We start from the raw sequence: 25,945 nt of genomic DNA, 5'->3' as shown, positions 1-25,945 counted from the left end.
ACCCATCCTACGGTGTTACCTCGTAGGATGGGTGCAGCGCGCGATGGCGTCTAAAAGAAAGAAAACCCCGATCGCGCGAAACCCATCGTTGGGCCGTGATGATATGGCCGGAATGATGGATTAATCACCGCTGCTTGATGGGTTGCGCGCGTTCGACGTTTGGGTTCTTCTGTCCACTTTCCCGCGCTTCACCCATCCTACTCAAGGCGGATGTTTGCGTCCGCCGCGACGTGCTTCCACTTCTTGACGTCGCTGGCGATGACTTGCTGGAAGGCTTCAGGTGTACCGGCGACGACCGTGCCGCCCAGGTTGGCCAGCTTGGCTTTGACTTCGGGGGTGTTCAGGGCCTTGACCGAGGCGTCGTGCAGCGCCTTCTTCACATCGTCCGGCAGGCCCTTGGGCGCCAGCAGGCCGTTCCAGGCGTTGGCTTCGTAGCGCGGCAGGCCGGCTTCCTTGAAGGTCGGCGTATCGGGCAATTCGGGCGAACGCACATCCGCCGCGATGGCGATGGGGCGGATCTGACCGCTCTTGATATACGGCAGCGAGGCCGGCACGGGTTCCCAGATCATCGACACCTGGCCGCTGATCACATAGGTGAACGCGGGGCCCGCGCCACGGTACGCAATGTGCATCAGCTTGGCGCCCGTCATCGACTTCATCAATTCCATCGCCAGGTTGCCCAGGCCGCCCGCGCCGGACGAGGCGTAGGTGTATTTGTCGGGGTTTGCCTTCGACGTCGCGATCAGCGCGTTCAGGTCGGTGGCGGGGAAGTCCTTGGTGACGCTCAGCACGCCCGGCACCGTCACCAACTGCGTGATCGGCGTGAAGTCCTGCACGGCGTCATACGTCAGCGTCTTGTACACCGCCGGGTTGGTGCCGTGCGTGCTGGACGACGCCAGCAGCAGCACATAGCCGTCGGGCGCGGCATCCGCCACGTAGCGGGTGCCGATCGAGCCGCCGGCGCCGGCCTTGTTTTCAACGACCACGGTGGCGCCCAGCTCGGTGCCCAATTGCGCCGCGAACACGCGGCCGATGATGTCGGCGGTGCCGCCCGGGGCAAACGGCACGATCAGGCGCACGGGCTTGTTGGGGTAGGCGGCTTGTTGCGCCGACGCGGCGCCGGCGGCCAGCGTGGCGCCGGTCAGCAGCGCCAGGGCGATGGTGGTTTTCTTGAATGTCATCTGTGTCTCCAGGCGAAGGTTAGTCGAGGCTGCGATTGAGCCAATCGACGATCAATTCGGCGATCTGGTCGCTATTGCGATCCAGCATGCAGAAATGGGAATTGCCGGCGATGCCGGTGGCAGGCAGGTCCAGCACGTCGGCGTGCTGTCCGGCCGCGCGCAGGGCGGCCCAATAGGCGTCCGTCTGCGCGCGGTAGCGCTGCCAGGTGTCGTCCGCGGCAAAGTGGTCGCCCCAGACCAACAGTTGCGGGGGCAGGGCGTCGTGGGCCGTGGCCGGGGTGCCGGTGGGTTCCAGCGCCACCACGGCGCGCACCGTGCTGGCGTATTCCTGCGCCAGCAGCGTGGCGTAGCCGCCGCCCTGACTGTGGCCGATGACGATGCAAGGGCCGGCCAGGTCCAGCAGTTGCCGGTAGGCATCCAGCGCCATCTCGCCATGGGTCAGCCAGCGCGGCACGAACTGCTTGGCGAAGGTGTCGAAGGCGTCGACGGGGAACTGTTGCGCGGGATAGGCCTGGCGCGGCTGGCCGGCGGAGGCATAGCCCGTGGCCGGCCCGATGCGGAACAAGCGCCAGGCTTCTTCCTTGGACCGGAAGATGGGGGCGCTGTCGTAAACCTGCGGGTACATCGCCCACGACGCGCGGCCACGTTCGGGCGCATCGGACACGAACACGTCATAGCCCTCCTGCAGCAGACGCCACAGCCAGCCTTGGCGGCCGTCCGGCGTGCTTTCCCATTGCGCGCCCGTCATGCCGCCGCCGTGCCACAGCAGCACGGGGTAGGGGTGGCGCGGCTGGGCCAGCCGGTATTCCTGCACATAAAGCTGGCCGACGCTGTAGCCGCCATTCATGTCGATCAGGCGGGGCGCGTTGCCCACCACTTGCTTTTGCTGCATGGGCACGCCGCCCGCCACGGCCTCGGCGCCGCCCACGAAATGGCTGCGGATGGATTTGAGCAGGACGGGGGTGTCGGACATCGGCGCCTTCCAGAAAAACGATGCTGGAATGTTAGTTGCCAGATGTATCAGCCTTGTGCAAAATGAGCGGCCCCTGTGCCGAATCGGCACAGACCCATCACCGCCCGCCCGGGCGCGCCTTCCCCTGAAAGAGATCCCATGGACACCAAATGGCTTGAGGACTTCGTTGCGCTGTCCAAGTCGCGCAACATGTTTCAGGCGGCCGAGGCGCGCAACGTGACGCATCCGGCTTTCGGACGCCGCATCAAGGCGCTGGAGGAGTGGGCCGGGGTGCCCTTGGTTGAGCGCGGCCATCAGGTGTCCAGCTTGAATGCGGCGGGGCGCAGCATGCTGGCCGCCGCCATCGACGTGCTGGACATCCTGCGCGACACCCGCCAGGCGCTGCAAAAGCCTGAACAGGAACGCAACCGGAAAATCACCATCGCGTCGGGCAAGACCCTGGCGCATTCGGTGCTGCCCGGCGTCATGGCGCGGGTGCAGCAGGGCATGCCCGCGTTTCAGCTCAAGGTGGTCACCACCACCTTGAATTTCGGCGTGGACATGCTGGCGGATGGCGAGGTGGATTTTTTGCTATGCCACGCGCACGAGCCGCTGTACGCCAAGATCGACAACCCCGGCTACCGCTGGCGCCGGGTGGGGGCCGATAAGCTGGTGGCCGTCAGCGCACCGGTGTCGCCGGGCGGGCGCCATCCCCACTACGCGGTGCCCAAGCTGCCGTCGGACCCGCCCGTGCCGTTCCTGGCGTATGCCGACAGCATGTCGCTGGGCCGCATCCTGGACGATAAGCTGCGCGGCCTGTGCCTGATCGGGCAGTTGCAGACGATGTACGAGTCGGACCTTGCCGACGCGTTGCACGCCATGGCGCGCCAAGGCTTCGGCCTGGCCTGGTTGCCGCACACGCTGATCGAAGCCGACTTACGCGCCGGTACACTCGTGCGCGCCGACAGCGCCCGCAACGACATCCACATGGAAATCCGCATCTATCAGTCGGTGGATAACGCCAAGTCGCTGGCGCGAGACGTGTGGGCGCGCATCGAGGCGTACGCGGCGCGGTGACCCGTCCGAGCCGGGTCTGAGCCTTGATTTGGACCTCGATCTGTATCGCGCGCTGCCCGGGTTCGCCATCCCGCTCGCCCCGCTCTGCCGACGGCAGGCATAAAATACCGAATTACCCAAATCCCGCACCCCCCACGCACCCCTAAAGGATTCCGCGCCATGAACGCCCGTATCCCCGACGACGCACTGCCGCCCACCCTTGATCCCGACGCCCTCCAGGCCTTTGTCGACGACAAGTGGGACAACGAAATCATCCCCGCGCTGACCGACTACATCGCCATTCCCGCCAAAAGCCCCGCGTTTGACGCCGACTGGGAAAAGAACGCGTTCATCGAGCGCGTGGTGCGCGATGCCGCCGCCTGGGTTGAAGCGCAGAAGGTCTCGGGCCTGACGCTGGAAGTGGTGCGCCTGCCGGGCCGCACGCCCGTCATTTTCTTTGACGCGCCCGCCACCCGCAGCGACAACGGCGACACCGTGCTGCTGTACGGCCACCTGGACAAGCAGCCGGAATTCTCGGGCTGGCGCGCAGGTCTTGGCCCCTGGACCCCCAAGTACGAAGACGGCAAGCTCTACGGCCGTGGCGGCGCGGACGACGGCTACGCCGTGTACGCCTCGCTGACCGCCATCATGGCGCTGGACAAGCAGGGCGTGCCCCGTCCGCGCTGCGTGGGCATCGTGGAAACCTGTGAAGAGTCGGGCAGCTACGACCTGCTGCCCTATGTGGATGCGCTGCGCGACCGCCTGGGCAACGTGGCCCTGGTGGTGTGCCTGGATTCGGGCGCCGGCAACTACGACCAGCTCTGGATGACGACCTCGCTGCGCGGCATGGTGGCCGGCACGCTGGAAGTGCAGGTGCTGGACGAAGGCGTGCACTCGGGCGACTCCAGCGGCGTGGTGCCGTCGTCGTTCCGCATCTTGCGCCATCTGCTGGACCGCCTGGAAGACAGCGCCACCGGCCGTCTGCTGCCGCAAAGCCTGCATTGCGAAATTCCCGCTGACCGCGTCGAACAAGTGACCGCCACCGCGCGTATTCTGGGTGACGAAGTGTGGCGCCGTTTCCCCTGGAGCTGCGGCGCGGAAGGCGGTTTTGTGCTGCCGATGACGACCGAGCCCGAAGAGGCGCTGCTGAACCGCACGTGGCGCCCGACCTTGTCGGTGACCGGCGCCGAAGGCCTGCCGCCGTTGTCCAGCGCCGGCAACGTGCTGCGCCCGCGCACCGCGTTCAAGCTGTCGTTGCGCCTGCCGCCGCTGATTGACGCCGTGGCCGCCTCGCAGGAAATCAAGGAACTGCTGGAAGCCGACGCGCCCTATAACGCCAAGGTCATCTTCAAGGCCAACGAAGGCGCCGCCACCGGCTGGAACGCGCCGGCATCCGTGCCCTGGCTGACCCAGGCGCTGGACGCCGCCTCGCAGCAGTACTACGGCCAGCCTTGCGGCTACATCGGCCAGGGCGGCACGATTCCGCTGATGAGCATCCTGCAAAAGGGCTTCCCGAAGGCGCAATTCATGGTGTGCGGCGTGTTGGGCCCGAAGTCCAACGCGCACGGCCCCAATGAATTCCTGCACGTGCCGTATGGCAAGAAGCTGACGGCGGCGGTTGCGCAAACCATGGCGGCCATGCCGGCATGATTTCGACTTCCGATGCTTATGCCAATGTGGTGGCTGAAACCCGCCACTGGCTGACTCAGGCCGTGATCGGCCTGAATCTTTGCCCGTTCGCCAAGGCGGTTCAGGTCAAGGACCAGATCCGCTTTGCCGTCAGCGACGCCACCGACGCCGAAGGGGTGCTGACCGACTTGCAGGACGAACTTGCCCTGCTGGCCGAGACCGACCCCGAAAAGATCGACACCACCTTGTTGATCATTCCCGACGCGCTGGACGATTTTCTGGATTTCAACGATTTCGAAGAACTGTCCGACCGCCTGCTTAAACGCATGCGGCTGGTGGGCGAATTGCAGGTGGCCACGTTCCACCCGCAATTCCAGTTTGCCGACACGCAGGCCGACGATATCGAAAACTACACCAACCGTGCGCCGTACCCCATCCTGCACCTGCTGCGGGAAGACAGCATCGACCGCGCGGTGGAGTCGTTTCCGGACGCCTCGGAAATCTATGAGAAGAACATCGACACGATGAAGAAGCTGGGCCTGGAAGGCTGGAAGAAGCTGATGACCAAGGCTTAAGGGTTCCGATCCCCGGGCGTCAGCTTCGGGGTGTTCATCCAGGGCATCCCCTTCAGGGCGTTCATCCAAGGGCATCCATTTCGCCGTCTGCTTCGTATAGAGGGTTAATCACCCTTGATGCGACAGGAGACGGCGGTGCCCGATTTTTTACTCTGCGTTTTCCCCTTCGTTTCCCTCTCTGCCCAGGCGCGCCATGCGTAGCGCGGCCACGGTGGCCGTGCTGGCGGCCTTGCTGCTGCTGACCCTGACTGCCTGTTCGCCGCTGGCCGTGTTGAACGGCGCGGTGCCCGACAACGCCAACCGCGTGGTGGCGGACGTGGCCTATGGCGCCGATCCCCGCCAGCGCCTGGATATCTACGCGCCGCCCGGCGTGCAACAGCCGCCCGTGGTCGTGTTCTTCTACGGCGGCAGTTGGCGCAATGGCTCACGCGCCGACTACAAGTTTGTGGGCGACGCGCTGGCCTCGCGCGGCATCCTGGCCGTGATCGCGGACTACCGTTTGTACCCCGACGTGGCCTACCCGGACTTCCTGGACGATTGCGCCCGTGCCGTCGCCTGGACGCTGCAACACGTGGCCGAATACGGCGGCGACCCCGGCCGGGTCTTCGTGGCCGGCCATAGCGCGGGCGGCTACAACGCCGCCATGGTCGCGCTGGACCCGCGCTGGCTAGAACGCCATGGCGCGTCGCCATCCATGCTGCGCGGCTGGATCGGCATGGCCGGCCCGTACGACTTCCTGCCCATTGTGGCCAGCAGCCTGAAGCCCGTGTTCCATTTCCCGGGCACGCCACCCGACTCCCAGCCCATTGCCCACGTCACGCCCAACGCGCCGCCCGCCTTGCTGATGGCGGGCATGGCCGACACCACCGTTGACCCCCATCGCAACACCGAAGGGCTGGCCGCCGCCTTGCAGGCCGCTCGGGTGCCCGTGACGCTGGTGCGTTACGACGGCCTGGGGCATGCGCTGCTGGCTGGGGCGCTGGCGCGTCCGCTGCGATGGCGCGCGCCGGTGCTGGATGACTTGGCGGGTTTTGTCTTGGATCCGTCGGATGCGCAGCGCCGATCGGACAAGTAGCGCGTTCAAGTAGCGCAATCGCGTCGCGCATCCGATTCGCGCATGCAAGTAGGGCACGCGAATCGGTCACGCGGGCACGGCAAGAACCTACGGGTTTTCCCTGGTGAATCCAATTCGCCGGGGCCTACGTATATAGGGCATCCACACGCGCACGCGGGAATTCTGTCGCCCATAGAACCCCGCGCGCTTAATTCGCCTAACCGGGAGAAGACTGATGAGATCCCCCTCCGATTCCGAACGCCTGGCGCTCAACGATGCCTGCGTGCCCGAGGCCGCGCAGGCCCTGTCTCTGACCGAACGCCTGCTGCGTCGGCGCTTGCTGGACCAACTGGGGCATTTGCAGGGCGGGCGGCTGCTGATTGACGACGCAATGGGCAGCGTCGAACTGGGTAGCGCCGAACTGGGCAACGTCGACACGGGCAGCGCCGAACCAGGCGAGCAGGGCGCAACAGCCGGCCGGCCCCTGCGGCTGCGAGTGCAAGACCCGGCGTTCTACGGCGCGATCGCCCGCCACGGCAGCGTGGGCGGCGGCGAATCCTATGGCGACGGCCATTGGCACTGCAATGATCTTGTCGGCCTGATCCGCCTGCTGGTGCGCAACCGCGACCTGCTCGACGGGATGGAACGCGGCATGGCGCGGCTGGGTGGCATGGCGATGCGGGCGCTGCACGCCTGCCGACGCAACACGCGCGCGGGCAGCCGCCGCAACATTGCCGCGCACTACGACCTGGGCAATGAATTTTTCCGCCTGTTCCTGTCAGACGACATGATGTATTCGTCAGCGCTATGGGCAGGCGACGACGACACGCTGGAGCAGGCCTCCACCCGCAAGCTGGACGTGATCTGCCGCAAGCTGGACCTGCGGCCCGGCCAGCGCGTGGTCGAGATCGGCACGGGCTGGGGCGGCTTTGCGCTGCACGCGGCGCGCCACTACGGCTGCCACGTCACCACCACCACGATCTCGCGCGAACAGCACGCGCTGGCCACCGAGCGCATCCGCCGCGCCGGCCTGCAATACCGCGTGGACGTGCTGCTGCAAGACTATCGCGACCTGAACGGCCAGTTCGACAAGCTGGTGTCCATTGAAATGATCGAGGCCATCGGCGCCGCCTACCTGCCGGCGTACTTCGCCAAGGTGGGCGACCTGCTCAAGCCCGACGGCGTGGCGCTGATCCAGGCCATCACCATTGAAGACCATCGCTACGCGCAGGCGTTGAAAGCGGTGGACTTCATCAAGCGGCATATATTCCCCGGCAGCTTCATGCCGTCCATCCAGGCCATGCTGCAAGCCAAGACGCGCGCCAGCGACCTAAGCCTGGTGCACCTGGAAGACTTCGGCCTGTCTTATGCGCGCACCCTGGAAGCGTGGCGCGATCGGTTCATGGCCCGCCTGGATGCGGTGCGTGCGCAGGGTTTTGACGAACGCTTTATTCGCCTGTGGGAGTTCTACCTGGCGTATTGCGAAGGCGGCTTTCGTGAACGCGCCATCGGCGTGTCGCATCTGCTATTGGCGCGGCCGGGGGCCATGCCCACGACGGCGCGCTGGGCTACGTCATGACGCCCGGCATGCAGGCGCTGATGGTGGCGGTCGTGGCCGTGGGGCTGATGACCGTGGGCTGGCGCTGGCAGCGGCGCCATCACAACGCGGGCATTGTGGACGCGATGTGGGCGTCGGGCATGGCGCTGGCCGCCGTGTTGCTGGCGCTGACCGGCCCCGGCGCGGCCATCCCGCGCGTGTTGCTGGCCGTGCTGGGCGGCGTGTGGGCGGGCCGGCTGGCGTGGCACATCTGGCGGCGCGTGCGCCACGGCGAGGAAGACGGCCGCTACCGCGCCTTGCGCGCGCATTGGAACGGGCACCAGGGCAAGTTTGCGCTGTTCTTCCTGGCGCAAGCGGGGCTGGTCGTGTTCATGTCGCTGCCCTTCATCGCGGTGGCCGCCAACCCCGAGCCGCGCATGACGCCGTGGTTGTGGCTGGGCCTGCTGGTTTGGATCGTGTCCGTGGCGGGTGAAACGATTGCCGACCGGCAGTTGGACGCTTTCCGCGACAACCCGGCCAACCGTGGCCGCACCTGCCGCCAGGGCCTGTGGCGTTACTCCCGGCATCCCAATTACTTTTTCGAATGGCTGCACTGGTTCAGCTATGTGGCGTTGGCGGTGGGCGCCGACCTGGCCTGGCTGGCTTGGCTGGGCCCCATCGCCATGTTCATTTTCCTGCGCTGGATCAGTGGCATCCCCTACACCGAAGCGCAGGCGCTGCGCACCCGGGGTGACGACTACCGCCAGTACCAACGCACCACGCCGATGCTGTTCCCCTGGTTTCCCAAGCGGGAATCGGCGGACTCAACGCATGCCAATGCAAAGGGCGAATGATGACGACCGCAACTCTCAACGATTCCCGCCTGGCTTCCGACCGGCCGGCGCCCGGCTTATTGGGCCTGGCCGAACGCGGCCTGGTGCCCGACGCGCTGATGCGCCACGGCATCCGCCGCTTGTGCGCGCAGCGTCTGCGGGAGGAACAGGCGGATGGCCCCGCGGGCCAGGCGCGGCGCTACCAGCAACTGATTGATGAACTGCGCACCAGCCCCGTCGCCATCCACACCGACGCCGCCAACACCCAGCACTACGAGCTGCCGGCCGACTTCTTCAAGCTGTGCCTGGGCCGGCAGTTGAAGTATTCCGGCTGCTATTACCCCACGGGCCGCGAAACCCTGGACCAGGCCGAAGCCGCCATGCTGGAACTGACCGGCCTGCGCGCCGAACTGATGGACGGCCAGCGCATCCTGGAACTGGGCTGCGGCTGGGGATCCCTGACGCTGTGGATGGCCGAACGCTATCCCTCGGCGCGCATTACGGCGGTCTCGAATTCCGCCTCGCAGCGGCAGCACATCCAGGCGCAATGCCGCGCGCGGGGGCTGCTGAACGTCGAGGTAATCACCTGCGACGTCAACACGCTGGACCTGCCGCCGTCCGCCTTCGACCGCTGCGTGTCGGTGGAGATGTTCGAGCACATGCGCAACTACCAAGACCTGCTGGCGCGCATCGGCTCGTGGTTGCGCCCGGGCGGCAAGCTGTTCGTGCACCTGTTCGCGCACCGCAGCCTGATGTACCCCTTCGAAACCGAGGGCGCCGACAATTGGCTGGGCCGGCATTTCTTCACGGGCGGCATCATGCCGTCGGTGGACACCTTGCTGTGGTTCCAGCGCGACTTGCGCATCCAGGCGCGCTGGCTGGTCGACGGCCGTCATTACGAGCGTACCGCCAACCATTGGCTGGCCAACCAGGATGCGCATCGGGCCGACGTCATGCAGGTGCTGGAACAAGCCTATGGCGCGTCGCTTGCTGGCTTGTGGTTCCACCGCTGGCGCATGTTCTGGATGGCCTGCGCCGAACTGTTCGGCTACCAGGACGGGCAAGCGTGGATGGTGGCGCATTACCGCTTCGAGCGACCGGAATAGGGTCTGACCAAGGCCAGACTAAGGTCGAACCCAACCATGCGACCAGACTGAGAGGAGGGCGCCATGCCGAAATCCAAACGCTTTGCCGGGTTGACCGTACTTGCAGTGCTTGCCGCGCTGGCAGGTTGCAGCAGCCCGCCGCCCATGCCAGCCGTGGATAACGTCGACATCAAGCGCTTCATGGGCGACTGGTACGTGATCGCCGGCATTCCCACCTGGCCCGAACGCCAGTCGTACAACGCCGTCGAGTCCTACGCCTTGCTGCCCGATGGCCGCATCCAGACCACCTTCCGCTACCGCCACGGCGGCTTCGACGCCAAGGTGAAAACCATGCGCCCGGTGGGCACCGTGGAGCCGGACACGGGTAACGCCATCTGGGGCATGCAGTTCATCTGGCCCATCCAGGCGGAATACGTCATCGCGTATCTGGACGACGACTATCAGCAAACCATCATCGGCCGCAGCAAGCGCGACTACGTCTGGATCATGGCGCGCACGCCCAGCTTGCCGCCGGCCGACTACGCTCGCCTGGTGGAGAAGGTGCGCGAACTGGGCTATGACACGGCGGAATTGCGCCAGGTGCCGCAGCAATGGCCAGAGCAGGGGCCCGACCCGCGCACGTATCCAGATGCTGCCGACGCCACACGCTAAATATTTTTTGGTTATATAGCGGCGGCGGCTTATTTCAGCGCCCGGCAAGCGTCCAAGGTCTGATCCGGCCCACATACCAGTGCAGAAAGACCGCGCGCGCCATCAAGGCCGCCGCTGGTCATACCAGCTATACGAAGACGAAAGATTTCACGAAGCTTACGGCAAGGGTTTTCCCGCTACGCCCCCTGCATCATTTGCCGATAGCATCGCAGCCAAATTCATGAGCGCGACCATTTGTTACCCACAGGATCGCGCCTGGGGGCTCCACCAATTCGCCCCGGGACCCGGAAAAAAAACTTTATCCAAGTTGGGAGACTTGCATGCAACGCCGTTCCTTTTTGAAGAAAGCCACCTTGGGGGCCGCTGCAGGCGGCGCCACCCTGGCGGCGCCCGCCATCGCCCAGGAGGCCCCCACTCTGAACTGGCGCCTGGCGTCCAGCTTCCCCCGTAGCGCCGACGCCATCTATTCCGGCGGCGAAAGCGTCGCCAAGTATGTGTCCGAAGCCACCGGCGGCAAATTCTCCATCCGCGTGTTCCCGGCAGGTGAAATCGTCCCGGCGCTGCAAGTGCTGGACGGCGTGCAGAACGGCACGATCGAATGCGGCCACAGCGCGTCGTACTACTACTACGGCAAGGACCCGGTCCTGAGCTTTGACGCCGCCGTGCCGTTTGGCCTGAACACCCGCCAGATGAATTCCTGGATGCGCCACGGCGACGGCCTGGCGCTGCTGCGCGACGTCTTCAAGGCCTACAACATCGTCAACTTCCCCTGCGGCTATACCGGTACGCAGATGGGTGGCTGGTTCCGCAAGGAAATCAAGACGGTGGACGACCTGAAGGGCCTGAAGTTCCGCGTCAGCGCCTTCGCGGGCGCCGTGTTGTCGCGCCTGGGCGTGGTGCCGCAGCAAATCGCTGGCGGCGACATCTACCCGGCACTGGAAAAGGGCACCATCGACGCGGCCGAATGGATCGGCCCCTACGATGATGAAAAGCTGGGCTTCAACAAAGTGGCCCCGCACTACTACTACCCGGGCTGGTGGGAAGGCACGCTGCAAGTGTCGCTGTACGTCAACCAGGACGCCTACAACAAGCTGCCCAAGCAATACCAGGCCATCCTGGCGCAAGCCTCGGCCGCGGCGACCAACGACATGATCGCCAAGTACGACGCCGAGAACCCCGCCGCGCTGCGCCGCCTGATCGCCCAGGGCGCCAAGCTGCAATCGTTCCCCAAGCCCGTCATGGACGCGTGCTTTGCCGAATCGGTCAAGCTGTACGACGAAATGAGCGCCAAGAGCCCGGTGTTCAAGAAGGTCTACGAAAGCATGAAGAACTTCCGCGACAACGAACTGCCCTGGTTCCGTGTTGCTGAAGGCAGCTATGACAGCTACATGGGCACGATCAACCGCGGCAAGTAAGCGGCCCTGATTGTGCCGGCGCGCGTGGATGTGCCGCATCCGCGCGCGCCAGCTGGTTTTCTCCTCTCTTTACGTTGCACATTGACTGCGCGCCAAGCCCCGCGCCAGTCCGGATATCCAACATGAATGCCCTATTAGCCCTATCCCGTTTGATCGACTCGATCAATACGGTGGTTGGCCGGTGCGTGACGTGGCTGACGCTGGTCGTCGTCGTGGTCAGCGCCGGCAACGCCATTGTGCGCAAGGTCTTCCAGGTCAGCTCCAACGGCTGGCTGGAATTGCAGTGGTACTTGTTCGGCGCCATCTTCCTTCTGGCGGCCGGCTACACGCTGCTGCGCAACGAACACGTGCGCGTGGACGTGCTGTCGTCGCGCCTGCCGCGCCGCAAGCAGATCTACATCGACATCTTCGGCGTCATCTTCTTCCTGATGCCCGCCTGCCTGCTCATCACCTACCTGTCGTGGCCGGTGTTCATGGATTCGTTCCTGACCAATGAGCAGTCGTCCAATACCGGCGGCCTGGTGCGCTGGCCCGTCAAGCTGCTGATTCCGGTCGGCTTCGCCTTGCTGGTGCTGGCCGGCTTGTCACACCTGATCAAGTGCGTGGGTTTCCTGATGGGCAAGTGCCCCGACCCCGGCGCGCGACCCTCCGAAATTTCCGCTGAAGAAGCCCTGGCGCTGGAAATCGCCGAAGAGGCGCGCCTGCGCGAAGAACGCGCCCTGGCGGCGCAAGGCGGGAAGCAGCCAGACGGCGCCCGCGGCCAGAACGGACAGGACGGACGCTGACCATGGAATTCTTGACTGCAAACATGGCCCCCATCATGTTCGCCACCTTGGTGGTGTTCCTGCTGATGGGCTTTCCCGTGGCCTTCGCGCTGGCGGCCAACGGCATACTTTTCGCACTGATCGGCATTGAACTGGGCCTCTTGAACGCCGCGCTGTTCCAGGCGCTGCCGCAACGCATCTTCGGCATCATCTCCAACGACACTTTGTTGGCGGTGCCATTCTTTACCTTGATGGGGTTGGTGCTTGAAAGATCAGGCATGGCCGAGGACCTGCTGGAAACCATCGGCCAATTGTTCGGCACCGTGCGCGGCGGCCTGGCGATTGCCGTGGTCTTCGTGGGCGCCATGCTGGCCGCCACCACCGGCGTGGTGTCGGCATCGGTGATCTCGATGGGCCTGATTTCCTTGCCCATCATGCTGCGTTACGGCTACGACCGCAGGCTGGCCAGCGGCATCATCGCCGCGTCCGGCACGCTGTCGCAGATCATCCCGCCGTCGCTGGTGCTGATCATCCTGGCCGACCAGTTGGGCCGTTCCATCGGCGACATGTACCGTGGCGCCATCGTGCCCGGCTTCCTGCTGGCGGGCACCTATGTGGCGTTCGTCATCATCAAGTCGTACCTGAAGCCCGACTCGGCGCCCGCGCTGCCGGAAGAGGCGCGTTCGTTCCGCGAAGCCAACGGCACGCGCGGCGGGCGTTCGCTGCTGGTGCTGATGGTGATCTCGGCGCTGTCCGCGTACTTCGTTGGCCAGTACATCGAAGCCGATACGGCGCCGGTGGACGAGCAGATCGTGCTGTCGCTGCTGATCTGGGGGCTGACCGCCTTCATCATTGCGGGCGTCAACAAGGTCTTCAAGATCGGCATGCTGTCGGCCCTGGCCGAGCGCGTCACGTTCGTGATGATCCCGCCGCTGTTCCTGATCTTCCTGGTGCTGGGCACGATCTTCATCGGCGTGGCAACGCCCACCGAAGGCGGTGCCATGGGTGCCGTGGGCGCCATCCTGATGGCCATGATCCGGGGCCGGCTGACGCTGAAGCTGATGAAGCAGGCCATGGATACCACTACCAAGCTGTCCACCTTCGTGGTGTTCATCCTGGTGGGCTCCACGGTGTTCGGCCTGACCTTCCGTGGCGTCAACGGCGACCTGTGGGTGGAACACCTGCTGGTCAGCCTGCCCGGCGGCGAAATGGGCTTCCTGATTGCCGTCAGCGTGCTGACCTTCGTGCTGGCCTTCTTCCTGGACTTCTTTGAGCTGGCCTTCATCATCGTGCCGCTGCTGGGTCCGGTGGCCGACAAGCTGGGCATCGACCTGATCTGGTTTGGCGTGCTGCTGGCGGTGAACATGCAGACTTCGTTCATGCATCCGCCCTTCGGCTTTGCGCTGTTCTACTTAAGATCGGTCGCGCCCAAGGACAGGTACAAGGACAAGGTCACGGGCAAGATGATCGAACCCGTCACCACGGGCCAGATCTACCGCGGTTCCATCCCGTTCATCATCATCCAGCTGACCATGGTGGCGGCGGTGCTGGCGTTCCCCGGCTTGGTCATGCACTACAAGAGCGATGAAGCCAAGGTTGACGCCAGCAAGGTGAAGATCGAGGTGGATACGTCCTACGGCACCAGCACCTATGGCGGTGGTGATCCGGGGGCGGACTTCAAGTAGCGCGACCCGCGGGACACGCAGGAAACGCAAGAAGGAAATGCCGGCAGCGATGCCGGCATTTTTTATTCTTCGCTAGCCCATTCCACCTGCACGCCCAGGCTGCGCAGGTTTTCCACAAACTGCGGATGCGCGCGGCGGATCGGCGTCGCATTGCGGATTTCCGAGCGGCCCTTGATGCTGCTGGCCACCATGAACAGGGCGATCGCCACGCGGATGATGTAGGGGCTTTCCACCACGGCCGGCGTCAGCGGCATGCCGCCGAAGGTCACCACACGGTGCGGGTCTGACGAGAACACGTGCGCGCCGAACTTCGTCAGCTCGCCCGTCCAGCCCAGCGCGCCGTCATAGACCTTGTTCCAGAACATCGCATTGCCCTCGGCGCACACGCCCAGCGCAATGAAGATCGGCAGCAGGTCCACCGGAAAGTACGGCCAGGGTGCGGCTTCCACCTTGGTCAGCACGTTGCTGGTGAAGGGCGTCTGCACCTTCAGCGGGTCCGAGCGCAGCGCCCGCGACCAGCCATCCTTGTGCTCGATCGTGACCCCGAACTTGGCGAAGGTGCGGTCGATCAGCGGGAAGTTGCCCGGGGTGCGGTTGCGCACCACGACGTCACCGCCCGTGATCGCGCCCAGCGCGAGAAACGTCGTGATCTCGTGGAAGTCTTCTTCAAAGGTGAATTCACCGCCGCCCAGCCGCGCACCGCCGCGCACCGTCAGGCGCGATGTGCCGATGCCATCAATATCGGCGCCCATCATCGCCATGAAGCGGCAGAACTCCTGCACGTGCGGCTCGGACGCCGCATTGGTCAAAGAAGATTCCCCAATGGCCGCCGCCGCGCACAGCACGAAGTTTTCGGTAGTGGTGACTGACGCGTAATCCAGCCAGTGATGCGTGGCTTTCAGCGTGCCGCTGCTGCGCACCAGCAAAGACCCGCTGGCGCGTTCCACTTCGCCGCCGAACGAGCGGAAGATGTCCACGTGCGGATCAATCTCGCGCACGCCCAGCGTGCAGCCCTTGACGTTGTCTTCCAGCCGCGCCACCCCAAAGCGCGCCAAGAGCGGCGGCACCAGCATGATCGACGACCGCATCTCTTCGGGCAGCCGGTGCTGCGTGGCGTCGAACGTGGTGTTGCGGTGATGCAGGTTCAGCGTGCGCGTGGATTCGTCCAGCTTCACGTCACTGCCCAGCGTGCGGAAGATGTCGAGAATCTTCCGCACATCGGTAATGTCCGGCACGCCGTGCAGCGTCAAGGGCTGGTCGGTCAAGAGCGTGGCGCACAGAATGGGCAGCACGGCGTTCTTGTTGGCCGAAGGAATGATGCGGCCGCGCAGGGGCGTGCCACCGTGGACGATGAGGCTGGACATGGAAAAGGCGGACGGGTTGCGTACGGGTAGCGGGAAGTGGCGAGAATTGTACTGTTGTCGCCTGACGGGGACGGACGCCGCGGTGATGAAACGTTTCAAACTGCAAGTGGCTTGGCGGTCTGACGCCGCGGGCGCGTGTGATTCAGGCGCCTGTGAAAACGGCGCCGCCCCTGAAGTTCAAATATTCAGGGGCGGCGCGGTCTTGTCAGGCGTCCGCTTCGCCCCGTCCAAAGGTCAGCTCGCGGCCCCGCGCATCCACGCGCGCGCGGGCCTGTTCCATGCGCCGCCGCAAGCGCCAGCCGCCAAACCAACCGCTGGCGTCATTGATTTCGCCGCTTAAGCGCTGCAAGTATTCGTTGTCGGGCGACAGCGCGCAGGCGCGCGCAATCCACACCTTGGCCAGATACGCATTGGGCTCGCAGCCGCGGCCTTCCATGAACGCGATGGCGTAGCTGCGCGCGGCGGTTTCGCGGTCGCCGTCATCGCTTTGGTCCCACAACCAGGGCAATACGCGGTCCAGGGCGGTGCGTTGGTCTTCATCCGACCCGCTGTGCATCAGCATCAGCCAGCTCAGGTTGCGGGCGGCCATCGCTTCCATGCGGGAGCCGCGATCGGCTACGTGCCAGTTGTTCTCCAGCCAGAGCCGGTACGTTTGGTATTCGCCCGTTGGAATGTCGCGGCCTTCGTCGATGGCGGCATAGGCCAGGTTGTTGCGGGCCACCAGATGACCGGCTTCGGCGGCGCGCGTCAGCCAATCGCGCGCGGCGGTTTTGTCGATGTCGGCGTAGTCGGCGTCGATCTTGCCCGCATACAACTCGCTTAGCGACATCAGCGCATCCGAGCGCCCACGCGCCGCGCCTTCCTGCCACAGGAACAACGCGGCGTCGGGCGATACGTCGCCCCACAGGTTGCGGCCCAACTGCGGCAGATTGAACTCGCGGGCCTCGCGGTCCAGCGCAAAGCCGCGTTCCAGCAGCGCCTGGGTGTCGAGCTCGCCAGCCTGCAAACCGAACAGGCCAAACTGGCTGCCCACGGCCGCCAGCAGCACGGCTTCCACATCATCTCCCCAGTGCGCACCGCGCAACAGGATCTGGCGGAACAGGCCCTGCGTGTCGGGCATGCCCTTGAACCACAGGCACGCCTGCAAGGTGAACAACGTGCCGGGGTAGGCCTCGTCCGTCAGGTCGATATCGGCGGGGGCCGTCGCGCAGGCTTGCGTCAGCAATGCGTAGGCGTGTTGCAGCAGCGCGGCATCCCAATGCACCTCACCGTCTTCATCGACACGGCGCGCGCGCATGGTTTCGAAGTTGGCGTAGTGACACAGGGCCACGGCGCGTTGCTCGGCGGGAAGCTGCAAGGTCAGCCATTGCTCGAACGCCTTGAGGAAGACCTCGATCTGCTCGTCGTCGTCCGGCTCCGGATGAAAGGCGGTGTAGCCCAGGTAATCGAATTCCTTATGGAATCGAAGCTCATCGCGCTCGGCCTCGGTCAGGCCGGCGCACACGGGGCCGTTGATGAACGCGTCCATCGCGGCGTGGCTGCCGCCCCAGCGTGGGTACAGGAAGTACAGGTACGCGCTCAGCGCACCCACGTCATTCGGACGCAGGGCAAGCGCGGTGCGCAGCCAATAGGTTTTGGGATCGTCGTTGTCGCCGGCCTGGCGCGCGGGCAGGCCAGGTGGCAACGAGGCGGGCAGCTCGGCCAGGCCCATGCCGCTGTGTTCGGCCAGCAGGCTCAGGCCTTGTTCCCAAACCTCGGCGGGCCAGTGCGCCTGTAGCGCGTCGTGCGACGGCTGGGGTGCAAGTTGAAGCGAGGTCTGGGGCGTGGCCGGTGCGGCGGTCGCCAGCCCCGCCAGCCATTCAGGTTCGCCCAGGTACGCGCAGACGCGCATGGTCCGCTGCACGGCCACCGCCGGCCGCTCATGCAAGGCCATGGCTTGCAGGAATGCCGCCACGGCATGGTCGCGCGCCATCATTGCGCCCACCCATTGCTCATCGTCCACGTAGTCGGCGGTGTTGCTGCTGCGGATCTTGCCGGCTATGGTCTCCCACTGGTTACCATAGGCAAGATGCGCGTGATACGACGCGGGGCGCGCGTCACGCCACGCGCGCAGGTGGGCAAGGTTGTCAGCCGCTGATAATTGCGGGGCGCGAATTTCATCGAGCAACCACCGGTATCCGAAGGACTCGCCCTTGCTGTCCAGCCACCGCAAGGCGGCGGGTTCCAGAATGGCGTCCAGTTCATCAAACTGGCCGCTTTGCAGCAGTTGCCGAATTTCCGCGCGACGCGCGAGATGGGTGTCGATGGTGTTGGGGGATGCAGTCATGCGCTACGCAGGTGGGTTCAAGGAAAGGCGAACCCATGCCGGCTGCGCATCGCGCATGCGGGGGCCGCAATGTTCTAACAACGGCAGATTGGCGGATTAGTTAAGGACAGGATCTTTGGTGGCCGGATTCTTGCGCACCAGCACCGTGCCCAGAATCGTCAGCGCCAACCCGCCGCCGACATAAGGCAGGCCAAAAATAAGCGCCCAGAAGAAGAGGGCGGTGTTGGCATCGCGCGTATCCGCGGCGGAAGCGTGGTTTGCGCCGAGGTCCATGGTCAGCAAGGTGGCGGGAATGGTCAGCACCAAGGCCACGCCCAGCACGACGCAACCCCAACCGATCAAGCGGCGCAGGTTGGGAATGCGCGCCAGCATGAGGCTGGTGATGACGGTGATGACAAGCCAGACGGCCAGACCGGACACGATCATCGTGTTGGAATCCGCCGAGGCGGCGCTTTGCTCACCCGGGCTCAAGGCCATGAAAACTGGCAGCAGCACGCCATAGCTGACTCTGCCGATGATCAGTCCGAAGACGATGCTGACAATCCATTTAACGGTGTTCGAGGGCATGCCGGGAGGTCCTGTCGTGGTTCGGATAGCGATTCTGTGCCGGGAGAAACACCACGGCAGGGTCTACGCCCGGCGCCGCACGTTCTCTTGATGCACCAGCTTGATCTGCTCCGCGAACTCCGACACGGGGCCATCCACCGTCACCCCCTCAATAACGTCTTGAATCGCCAAGGTTTTTACGCGCGACGGCGGCACGCCCCATTCCTTCATCCACTGCGCATACTGCTTCGAAGACGCCGCATACACAATGCGCCCCAGCCCCACCCAGCCATGCGCCGCCGAACACATCGCGCAGTGCTCACCCGAGGTATAGACGGTGCACGACGCGCGCTCGGCTGCCGGCACGTGGTTGGCCGCCCAACGGGCAATTTCAAATTCCGGATGCTGGGTGTGATCGCCGCCCGAGACGTGGTTATGGTCTTCGAACAGCACCTCGCCATTGGCGGACACCAGCACGGAGCCAAAGGGCTGATCGCCCAGCTCCAACGCGCGCTTGGCCAGCTCGATGCAGCGGGTAAGGTGCTTTTTGTCTAGGTCGTTGATCATGTTGTGTCTCCTTGTGCTTGCGGTGCGCAGTTAGTTGATTGGCTGGCGGTAACTTCGTCTGATTCCGATCCAAGGCTTGTATTAGGTGCAGCACTTGATGCTATGTTCGCAGCGCAGGCAGAGGAGGCGTCCGCCGCACTGCTTGCTAATGGAACTTAGTGGAGAGTCTTGAATTGGATAAAGATGCCGCCGTATGTCAGTTGCGTGATTCGTCGCCGTTTGGCGTAATCCGCGACCTTGCCCGGAATTTGTACGCGGTCGGCGGCATCGATCAAAACACGATGCGCGAATATGACGACCTGTGCACACCTGCCGTGCCAGCATTAAAAGAAAACCGTGCAAATGATGCGGTGGCTAAAGTTTAAGGCTCCGCCATGCGAAGCCTTCTCGTGCGAGTCACACACCAATCAATAAAAAATATCCACGTAATCCGTCAGGCGGTCGCAGCTTTCCATTTGCTGCAGGCGCCAGTACTTGCGCTTGCCGGTGGCACGAAACTCGTAGTCGCCGGTGCGTTCGCAGCGGCGGCCTTTGTCGGGGGCGTCAAGAATCAGGATCGTGCCGCGAAAGGTGAAGCGGTCTTTGTCGATCGACACGATTTCACCGTTGATTTTCAGTGTGCCTTCAAAATTGGCCTGCGTGCCATCGATGCGCACGACGTCGTTCACGTCCTTTGCGTTCAGGTGGCCGCGTTCGGCCGACCAGAGCCACTGCACGCTGACGCCGCTGTTGTTCATCAAGCGTTCGTAGGCGGTCTGGCTTTTGATTTCGGTCTTGGTGACCGGGGCCAGGCCCGTTGAACCCGCTTGCGGGGTTGTCTGGGTTGCTTGCTGCGGGGCCGCCTGCTGCGGCGCGGCTTGCTGCGCGGGTCCGTGGGCGCGGACGGTTTCAGCGTGCGCCACCTGCATCGGCGAAGTCGCGGCCAACGCCAGCCCGAACGCCAGGGGAAGTATCCGGGAAAGCCGCGTGCGCGTGCTTTGCGTGCTGTGCGGAGCGGCGGTGTTCAAGTCGCGATCAGGCGTGTTTTGCATGGTCATGAGTGGTTGGCTAAGAACGTCCGCCACGGGCAAGGGCGGCCACGGGCGCTTAAATTAGCACGCGGATTGCATTTGGTAATTGCTGATTACCGGCGTTATGTATCTATCCGTAAAGGGCGGTGTCCGAGTGGACACCGTGCGCTATCCGATGCGGCAAAGCGGCGTAGAGTGGCGAAGTCGACGCGCAGGCGTACCCACGCCGGCGCACCTATAAAGGAAGCTCATGCTGACCGTGCATCATCTTGGAAAATCGCAATCCGAACGCATCGTGTGGCTGTGCGAGGAACTTGCCATCCCGTACAACCTGAAGGTCTATGACCGCGATCCGGTCACGCGGCTGGCCCCGCCTGAATACAAGGCGCTGCACCCGCTGGGCACGGCGCCCATCATTACCGACGGCGACGTGGTGTTGGCCGAGTCCACCGCCATCGTGGAATACCTGTTGACCCGCTACGGCGACGGCCGCCTGACGGTGCCGCCCACCAGCCCGGACTATGCCAACTACCTGTATTGGTTCCACTTCGCCAACGGCTCGCTGCAACCCAGCCTGATGCGTTGCATGGTGCTGGCCCGCGCCGAGGTGCCCGCCGACAAACCCGCCGTGCAGTTCGCCGATGCGCGGCGCCAGCAAGCCTTGGCGCTGGTCGACAAACAATTGGGAAAAACCGATTACCTGGCCGGCAATGTCTTGACCGCCGCCGACATCATTGTTGTGTTTTCGCTGACCACGATGCGCCTGTTTTATCCCTACGACTTGTCGCCGTATCCGAACATCCTGGCTTATCTACAGCGCATCGGCGCGCGCGATGCGTATCTGCACGCCATGAAAAAAGGCGACCCGGATATGGCGCCTATGTTGTCCTGACCGCGGGCGGCAGCGCCGCGCCGCAGTCAGGATGTGGGGACCGGCCCATGCTGTGAAGCAGCGGCCGGTCGGTCCCGAGGGGGCAGAGGATTACAGCGTCGATGGCGAGATCTTGTTGCCGTCCACCGACACGCCGGCCATCAAGCCGGCGTTGTTCAGCACAAAGCCCACGATAGGCTGCTTGGCGGTATTGGAATCAATACTGCCATTGGCGCCCACATTGGCCACGGCGACAGTGGCGTCGGCCCCAATCGTCCAGCCGCTGCTGGCGCGGAACTTGGCCAGGGCGTCATCCGTCATGAACAACAGCACCATCGCCTTGGATTGGGCGCCGGCCTGGAAGCCGATCGACCCGCCAGTGACGGTGTAGTAGCCCGAGTCTTGCCCATTCACCCGCAGCACCCCCGCCCCGTGCTCCGCACCGACGATGAAGCTGGCGCTAAGCACGTCCGGAAATACCAGCACGCCGCGCGCGCGTTCCACCAACTGCCTGGATTGCGGCGAGCCCTCGTACAGCTTGGTCAGCGTGGCGTTGGCGGCGGAATTCAGCTCTTGCCGCTTCTCGGCCGGCGTGGCCTTGTCGCTGGGGCTGGTTGTTGTGCAACCCGCGAACATCACACTCGCCACGCCCAGCGTCACCGCCACCGTGGTCCTACGCCATGTCGAAGAGATCTTATTCATATGCGCTTCCTTTTTGGTTGCAGGCGAATTTGCAGATTACTCTTGTTGATGGCGTTTTAGAGGGGTAACGAAGAGGGTTTTGGGAAAAATTTGGGCGGGGGCCGACTCGGATCGGTGAGATGTAGCCCCGGATAGGGCTACGCAACTGGCCATCGCGGTTTACCATCGCGCAATGTTTCTGCTTATCCTCTTTTGGATCGTGCTGGCCCTGGTGGTGGGCGGCTTGGCCGCCGGCCGGGGCCGCAAGCGCATCGGCTGGACGATACTGGCCTGCCTGATCAGCCCGCCCTTGGCCGGGGCGTTTCTATACGCCATTGCCGACCGGTCCGCCCATGCGCGCGAACCGGTACTGCCGACCCATACGGAATGCCCGCACTGCGCCGGACGTATATTGCGCGAGGCGCGGGTGTGCCGGCATTGCGGCGCTGCAGTATCGGCTTAGTCCAGCTTGATGTTGGCCTTGCGGGCAACGTCGCGCCAGCGTTGAAGATCGGCGTGCAGTTCCGCCGTGAACTGTGCGGGGGAATCCAGCACCGGCTCCACGCCGCGCGCCACCAGCGCCTGCCGGGCGTCGGGCTTGTTCATGCCATTGCGCAGCGCGTCGTACAAGCGCTTGGTCAGATCGGCGTTCAAGTTGGGCGGGGCCAGCACGCCGAACCACGTGGTGGTTTGAAAGCCCGGCACGCCTGCCTCCTGCACCGTCGGTATGTCCTTGGCTGAGCCGGCGCGCACCGCGCTGGTAACCGCCAGTGCCCGCACCTGGCCACTTTGAATCAAGGGCAGGGACGAAGGCAGGGTGTCGAAATAGGCATCGACGCGCCCGCCGATCAGGTCGGTCATGACTTGGCTGCTGCCCTTGTAGGGCACGTGCTGGAAGTTGGATACGCCAGACGATTGCACGAACAGTTCGGCCGTCATGTGGGTAATGTTGCCGATGCCGGCGGACCCGTAAGGCACGGGTGTTTTGCTGGCCTTGGCATAGCTCAGGAATTCCTTGAGCGTCTTGACGGGCAGTTTCGGATTCACAACCAGCACCAGGGGCGTGTAGCCGATTTCGGTGATGGGCGTGAAATCGCGCTGCGGGTCGTAAGGTAGCTTGGGCGACAGGGCGGGGCTGATGGACTGAGACGCCGTGACGCCCAGCAGCAGCGTATAGCCGTCCGCGGGGGCGCGGGCGACTTCGGCGGCGGCGATGGTGCCGTTGGCGCCTGCCTTGTTATCGACCACCACGCTGGTGTTCAGGGCCTGGCCCAAGCGCTGCGCCACTTCGCGCGCCACGAAGTCCGCGCCGCCGCCTGGCGGAAAACCCACCACCAGACGGATGGGTTTATCCGGGTAAGCGGCGGCGGCCGATCCCACGGCCGCGCACATCAAGCCCGCCAACATGGCCTTGATCAGGCCCGACATCCTATTGATCCGTTGCATTTTTCGTCTCCTTGGTTATTGTCGGGCGCGTTGTGCGCGTTGTGCGCGTTGTACGTTTTGTGCGCCCTGTTTTGTTCACGCCTGTCGACGCACCGGCGCCCAGGCGAAATCACCGGCGCGGATGGTGGACACCGCGCCGCTTTCCAACAAGGTCTTGCATTCTTCCGGCGACAAGCCGGCCGTTGAGAGCACGTCCAGCGTGTGCTCCCCCAGGTCGGGCGGGGGCAGGGTCTGGACACCATCATCACTGCTGTCGAGTCGCGGAAATTCAGGCACGTCGAAGCTCAGGTCGCGGTAGCGGACGTCACGCAGCTTGCCCGGCTGGCGCGCCTGCTCGGCATCCAGCACGCGCTCCAAGGGCAGCACTTCCGTGCAGCCCACGCCCGCGGCCTTCAATCGGGCCGCCAGTTCATCGAAGCGAAGCGCGCCCACGGCAGTCTTGACGATGTCTTCCACCTGTTCTCGCGCCTTCTTCCTGTCTTTCAACGCAGCCAGCGATGCATCGTCGGCCTGCGGCAATGCCAAGGCCTGGCAGAACTTCAGCCAATGTGCATCCGTAAGCATCAACAGGTACATCCAGCGTTCGTCCGACGTCTGGTACGCCCCATAGCCCGGCATGCTGAATTCACCATGCGGCTCCCGTTCCGGTCGGCCCAGCAACTGCGTCTTCAGTTGCACCCCGCAAAGATCGCGCGACGCCACATGCAGGCCGGTTTCATACAAACCGATTTCGACATGGCCGCCTTCGCTTGCCGTCTTGGGTTGCAGCATGGCCGCCAGCATGCCGATGACGGCATAGGCGCCTGCAAACTGGTCGTGGTACGAGGGGCCCAGGCGGCTGGGGCGGCCGTTGACGCGGTTGGCTTCCATGACGCCGGTTGATGCTTCGGCGACGGGGTTCGACGCCAAATCGTCTTCCTGGGGGCCGTGCGCGTAGCCACGGATATGGCAGTAGATCAATTGCGGGTTGACGGCCTGGCAGTCGGCGAGTGTCAGCTTCAGTTTGCGCGCGGCCTTGGGCGCCAGGTTATGGACCAGCGCATCGGCCGTCCGCAGGATTTTCAGGAAGGCGGCATGGCCGTCAGGATGGGCCAGGTCGATGCAGACGCTTTTCTTGCCATGGCTATAAGCGATGAAGGTGCCGCTGGGCCCGCCGCGAACCAGGCTGCGCGTAGGGTCGCCGCGCGGCGGTTCCACCTTGATGACCTCGGCGCCCAACTGCGCCAGGATGTGGGAAGCGAAGGGCGCGGCAAGCATGGTGCCCAGTTCGATGACTCTGCGGCCCGCAAGAGGGGGGGTAGGCATGGTGTCTCCGGCTGTTTTGCTAAAAGAATGCATTCTATATGTGTAAAGTTTGAGCAATAAATCTATTTTGCCTAGGGAAAGCCCGTATTTTGTCGATTGGTCAAAGATATAGAATGCATTCTTAGTCGCGCAGCAGACAGCGGCAATCGAAGAACAACCAGGAGACATCACCGTGCTCAGAAGGACTTTTCTTTCCGGCTGCGCCGCGGCAGCCTCGATCTCGCTTCCAGGCTGGGCGCGCGCGCAATCCCAATCGGTTTCCCCGGGTATCGACGTGGCCAGCAAGACGGTCACGGTCGGGGCCTTCACGCCCATTACCGGGCCGGTGCCGTTCTACGCGATTCTTTCCCGCGCGGCCGACGCCTGCTTCAAGTGGGTCAACGACACCGACATGTTGAACGGCTGGAAGATCAAGTCGGTCACTTATGACGACGGTTATGAACCGGCCCGCAGCGTGGCCGTGACCCGTCGCCTGGTGGAAGAGAACAAGATCTTCGCCCTGGCCGCGCCGGTGGGCACGGCGCAGTCCGTGGCGGTCATTCCCTATGCCAAGGAAGTGGGTCTGCCGATGATCGGCCCCATTGGCGGGGCGACCGCGCTGTTCGCGGAACGGTTGGTGTTTCCGCTGTTGCCGGACTACGGCTGGTCGGCCGCGTCCAACCTGGACTATGCGTTCAACGGGCTGGGCGCCAGCCGCGTTGCGCTGCTTTGGGAAAACGACGAACTGGGCCGCTCGGCCAAGCGCGGCTTTGACCTGTTGATGGCGGCGAACAAGAAGCAGGCGGCCGAATCGATTCCGTTTGAAGTGCGCAGCACCGACTTCACGCCGCATATCCGCCGCATCGCCAACGCGAAAGCGGATGTGGTGATCCTGTTCGGTTCCAACGCCAATCTGGCCGCTGCCCTGAAGACCGCTGACCGTCTTGGGTTCCAGGCCAAATGGATGGCACCCTTTTTCACCGCCGACCCCACCACCTACAAGCTGGCCGGCCGCTTGCTGGATGGCGCTTATTTTTCATCGTGGTTGATGCCCGTTGACGCCGACGACGCCAATATCAAGGCCTACCGCGAGACCGTGGCCAAGCTGTACCCGAACGACCCCATTGGCGTGTTCGGCCTGAATGGCTGGAGCAACGGCGCCTTGTTCGCCAAGGGGTTTCAGATGCTCTTGGCCAGCGGCAAGCCCTTGACGCGCGCCAGCCTGGTCGACGTCATGGAAACGATGACGAATGAAACCGTGGGCGGGGCGCGCCAGGTCACCTTTAAAGCGGGCGATCACCGGGGCGCGCGCCAGGAAGGGATCATTCAGGCGGTGTCCGGTGGCAGCTTCAAGCTGGTGCGGGACTTCAAGCCTTATCCGGCGGATGTCTTTGACGCAAAACCAGCATAGG

General features: G+C 64.2%; 25 protein-coding genes. 15 read left to right on the top strand and 10 right to left on the bottom strand.

The features are described 5' to 3' along the window. Positions 1-197: 197 nt before the first annotated feature. Together P8T11_RS07960 and P8T11_RS07955 are read right to left on the bottom strand one after the other, a co-directional pair. On the bottom strand, positions 198-1,181 hold the full coding sequence (locus P8T11_RS07960) for a Bug family tripartite tricarboxylate transporter substrate binding protein (protein WP_268077452.1): 984 nt from the start codon (positions 1,179-1,181) through the stop codon (positions 198-200). A gap of 19 nt (positions 1,182-1,200) precedes the next feature. Beyond that, a complete protein-coding gene (locus P8T11_RS07955) occupies positions 1,201-2,154 on the bottom strand; it encodes an alpha/beta fold hydrolase (protein ID WP_268077453.1) in 954 nt (317 codons plus the stop codon). Positions 2,155-2,292: 138 nt separating this feature from the next. Here P8T11_RS07955 and P8T11_RS07950 point away from each other — a divergent pair, with 138 nt between their 5' ends. From P8T11_RS07950 to P8T11_RS07900, 11 genes are all read left to right on the top strand, one after another. Continuing rightward, positions 2,293-3,210 (top strand): LysR family transcriptional regulator, encoded by a 918-nt coding sequence (locus P8T11_RS07950; protein ID WP_268077454.1) that lies wholly within the window; start codon positions 2,293-2,295, stop codon positions 3,208-3,210. Positions 3,211-3,369: 159 nt separating this feature from the next. Continuing rightward, entirely contained in the window at positions 3,370-4,839 is a 1,470-nt protein-coding gene (locus P8T11_RS07945; RefSeq protein WP_268077455.1) for a M20 family metallopeptidase, read from the top strand. Further along, positions 4,836-5,393, top strand: coding sequence for a DUF1415 domain-containing protein (locus P8T11_RS07940; RefSeq protein WP_268077456.1), 558 nt, complete (start codon positions 4,836-4,838; stop codon positions 5,391-5,393). The genes P8T11_RS07945 and P8T11_RS07940 overlap by 4 nt, the downstream gene beginning before the upstream one ends. Before the next feature lie 193 nt (positions 5,394-5,586). Continuing rightward, entirely contained in the window at positions 5,587-6,468 is an 882-nt protein-coding gene (locus P8T11_RS07935; protein ID WP_268077457.1) for an alpha/beta hydrolase, read from the top strand. A gap of 214 nt (positions 6,469-6,682) precedes the next feature. Beyond that, the gene (locus tag P8T11_RS07930; protein ID WP_268077458.1) at positions 6,683-8,026 is read left to right on the top strand and encodes an SAM-dependent methyltransferase; all 1,344 of its coding nucleotides are present in this window, start codon (positions 6,683-6,685) and stop codon (positions 8,024-8,026) included. Next, positions 8,023-8,838 carry a DUF1295 domain-containing protein gene (locus tag P8T11_RS07925; RefSeq protein ID WP_268077459.1) on the top strand — a complete coding sequence of 272 codons (816 nt, stop codon included), beginning with the start codon at positions 8,023-8,025 and terminating at the stop codon, positions 8,836-8,838. Before P8T11_RS07930 ends, P8T11_RS07925 begins: the two co-directional genes overlap by 4 nt. After that, complete coding sequence (locus P8T11_RS07920; protein ID WP_268082422.1) at positions 8,838-9,923, top strand: SAM-dependent methyltransferase; 1,086 nt, start codon at positions 8,838-8,840, stop codon at positions 9,921-9,923. Before P8T11_RS07925 ends, P8T11_RS07920 begins: the two co-directional genes overlap by 1 nt. A gap of 63 nt (positions 9,924-9,986) precedes the next feature. Further along, complete coding sequence (locus P8T11_RS07915; protein WP_268077460.1) at positions 9,987-10,574, top strand: lipocalin family protein; 588 nt, start codon at positions 9,987-9,989, stop codon at positions 10,572-10,574. Between the two features lie 320 nt (positions 10,575-10,894). Then, positions 10,895-11,989, top strand: a complete 1,095-nt coding sequence (locus P8T11_RS07910; RefSeq protein WP_268077461.1) for a TRAP transporter substrate-binding protein — start codon at positions 10,895-10,897, stop codon at positions 11,987-11,989. A gap of 122 nt (positions 11,990-12,111) precedes the next feature. Continuing rightward, positions 12,112-12,774, top strand: a complete 663-nt coding sequence (locus P8T11_RS07905; protein ID WP_268077462.1) for a TRAP transporter small permease subunit — start codon at positions 12,112-12,114, stop codon at positions 12,772-12,774. 2 nt (positions 12,775-12,776) lie between these two features. Continuing rightward, positions 12,777-14,438 (top strand): TRAP transporter large permease, encoded by a 1,662-nt coding sequence (locus P8T11_RS07900; RefSeq protein WP_268077463.1) that lies wholly within the window; start codon positions 12,777-12,779, stop codon positions 14,436-14,438. 62 nt (positions 14,439-14,500) lie between these two features. On the opposite strand, the gene P8T11_RS07895 is transcribed toward P8T11_RS07900, so the two are convergent. From P8T11_RS07895 to P8T11_RS07880, 4 genes are all read right to left on the bottom strand, one after another. Then, positions 14,501-15,802, bottom strand: a complete 1,302-nt coding sequence (locus P8T11_RS07895) for a UDP-N-acetylglucosamine 1-carboxyvinyltransferase (protein ID WP_268077464.1) — start codon at positions 15,800-15,802, stop codon at positions 14,501-14,503. A 205-nt stretch (positions 15,803-16,007) separates the two neighbouring features. After that, positions 16,008-18,128, bottom strand: a complete 2,121-nt coding sequence (locus P8T11_RS07890) for a DUF4034 domain-containing protein (protein WP_268077465.1) — start codon at positions 18,126-18,128, stop codon at positions 16,008-16,010. Positions 18,129-18,224: 96 nt separating this feature from the next. Further along, complete coding sequence (locus tag P8T11_RS07885; RefSeq protein ID WP_268077466.1) at positions 18,225-18,695, bottom strand: hypothetical protein; 471 nt, start codon at positions 18,693-18,695, stop codon at positions 18,225-18,227. Between the two features lie 63 nt (positions 18,696-18,758). Beyond that, positions 18,759-19,241: a nucleoside deaminase gene (locus P8T11_RS07880; protein WP_268077467.1), complete on the bottom strand. Its 483-nt coding sequence runs from the start codon at positions 19,239-19,241 to the stop codon at positions 18,759-18,761. A gap of 173 nt (positions 19,242-19,414) precedes the next feature. Between P8T11_RS07880 and P8T11_RS07875 the strand changes: the two genes are divergently transcribed. Further along, positions 19,415-19,606, top strand: a complete 192-nt coding sequence (locus tag P8T11_RS07875) for a hypothetical protein (protein ID WP_268077468.1) — start codon at positions 19,415-19,417, stop codon at positions 19,604-19,606. Between the two features lie 42 nt (positions 19,607-19,648). On the opposite strand, the gene P8T11_RS07870 is transcribed toward P8T11_RS07875, so the two are convergent. Continuing rightward, entirely contained in the window at positions 19,649-20,278 is a 630-nt protein-coding gene (locus tag P8T11_RS07870; protein WP_268077469.1) for a hypothetical protein, read from the bottom strand. A 223-nt stretch (positions 20,279-20,501) separates the two neighbouring features. On the opposite strand from P8T11_RS07870, the gene P8T11_RS07865 reads away from it, so the two are divergent. Beyond that, on the top strand, positions 20,502-21,143 hold the full coding sequence (locus tag P8T11_RS07865; RefSeq protein WP_268077470.1) for a glutathione S-transferase family protein: 642 nt from the start codon (positions 20,502-20,504) through the stop codon (positions 21,141-21,143). A gap of 90 nt (positions 21,144-21,233) precedes the next feature. Here P8T11_RS07865 and P8T11_RS07860 read toward each other — a convergent pair whose 3' ends face one another. After that, a complete protein-coding gene (locus P8T11_RS07860; protein WP_268077471.1) occupies positions 21,234-21,824 on the bottom strand; it encodes a BPSL1445 family SYLF domain-containing lipoprotein in 591 nt (196 codons plus the stop codon). Positions 21,825-21,996: 172 nt separating this feature from the next. Here P8T11_RS07860 and P8T11_RS07855 point away from each other — a divergent pair, with 172 nt between their 5' ends. After that, on the top strand, positions 21,997-22,266 hold the full coding sequence (locus P8T11_RS07855; protein ID WP_268077472.1) for a hypothetical protein: 270 nt from the start codon (positions 21,997-21,999) through the stop codon (positions 22,264-22,266). Here the strand turns inward: P8T11_RS07855 and P8T11_RS07850 are convergent. Continuing rightward, complete coding sequence (locus P8T11_RS07850) at positions 22,263-23,249, bottom strand: Bug family tripartite tricarboxylate transporter substrate binding protein (RefSeq protein ID WP_268077473.1); 987 nt, start codon at positions 23,247-23,249, stop codon at positions 22,263-22,265. The genes P8T11_RS07855 and P8T11_RS07850 overlap by 4 nt on opposite strands. A 75-nt stretch (positions 23,250-23,324) precedes the next feature. Then, a complete protein-coding gene (locus P8T11_RS07845) occupies positions 23,325-24,554 on the bottom strand; it encodes a CaiB/BaiF CoA transferase family protein (protein WP_268077474.1) in 1,230 nt (409 codons plus the stop codon). A 172-nt stretch (positions 24,555-24,726) separates the two neighbouring features. Between P8T11_RS07845 and P8T11_RS07840 the strand changes: the two genes are divergently transcribed. After that, positions 24,727-25,944 (top strand): ABC transporter substrate-binding protein, encoded by a 1,218-nt coding sequence (locus P8T11_RS07840; RefSeq protein ID WP_268077475.1) that lies wholly within the window; start codon positions 24,727-24,729, stop codon positions 25,942-25,944. Position 25,945: the final 1 nt, after the last annotated feature.

The organism is Achromobacter spanius (assembly GCF_029637605.1).
Classification (GTDB): domain Bacteria; phylum Pseudomonadota; class Gammaproteobacteria; order Burkholderiales; family Burkholderiaceae_B; genus Achromobacter; species Achromobacter spanius_E.
Note: the sequence above shows the minus strand (reverse complement) of the source record. Positions and strands in the feature narration are given on the sequence as shown.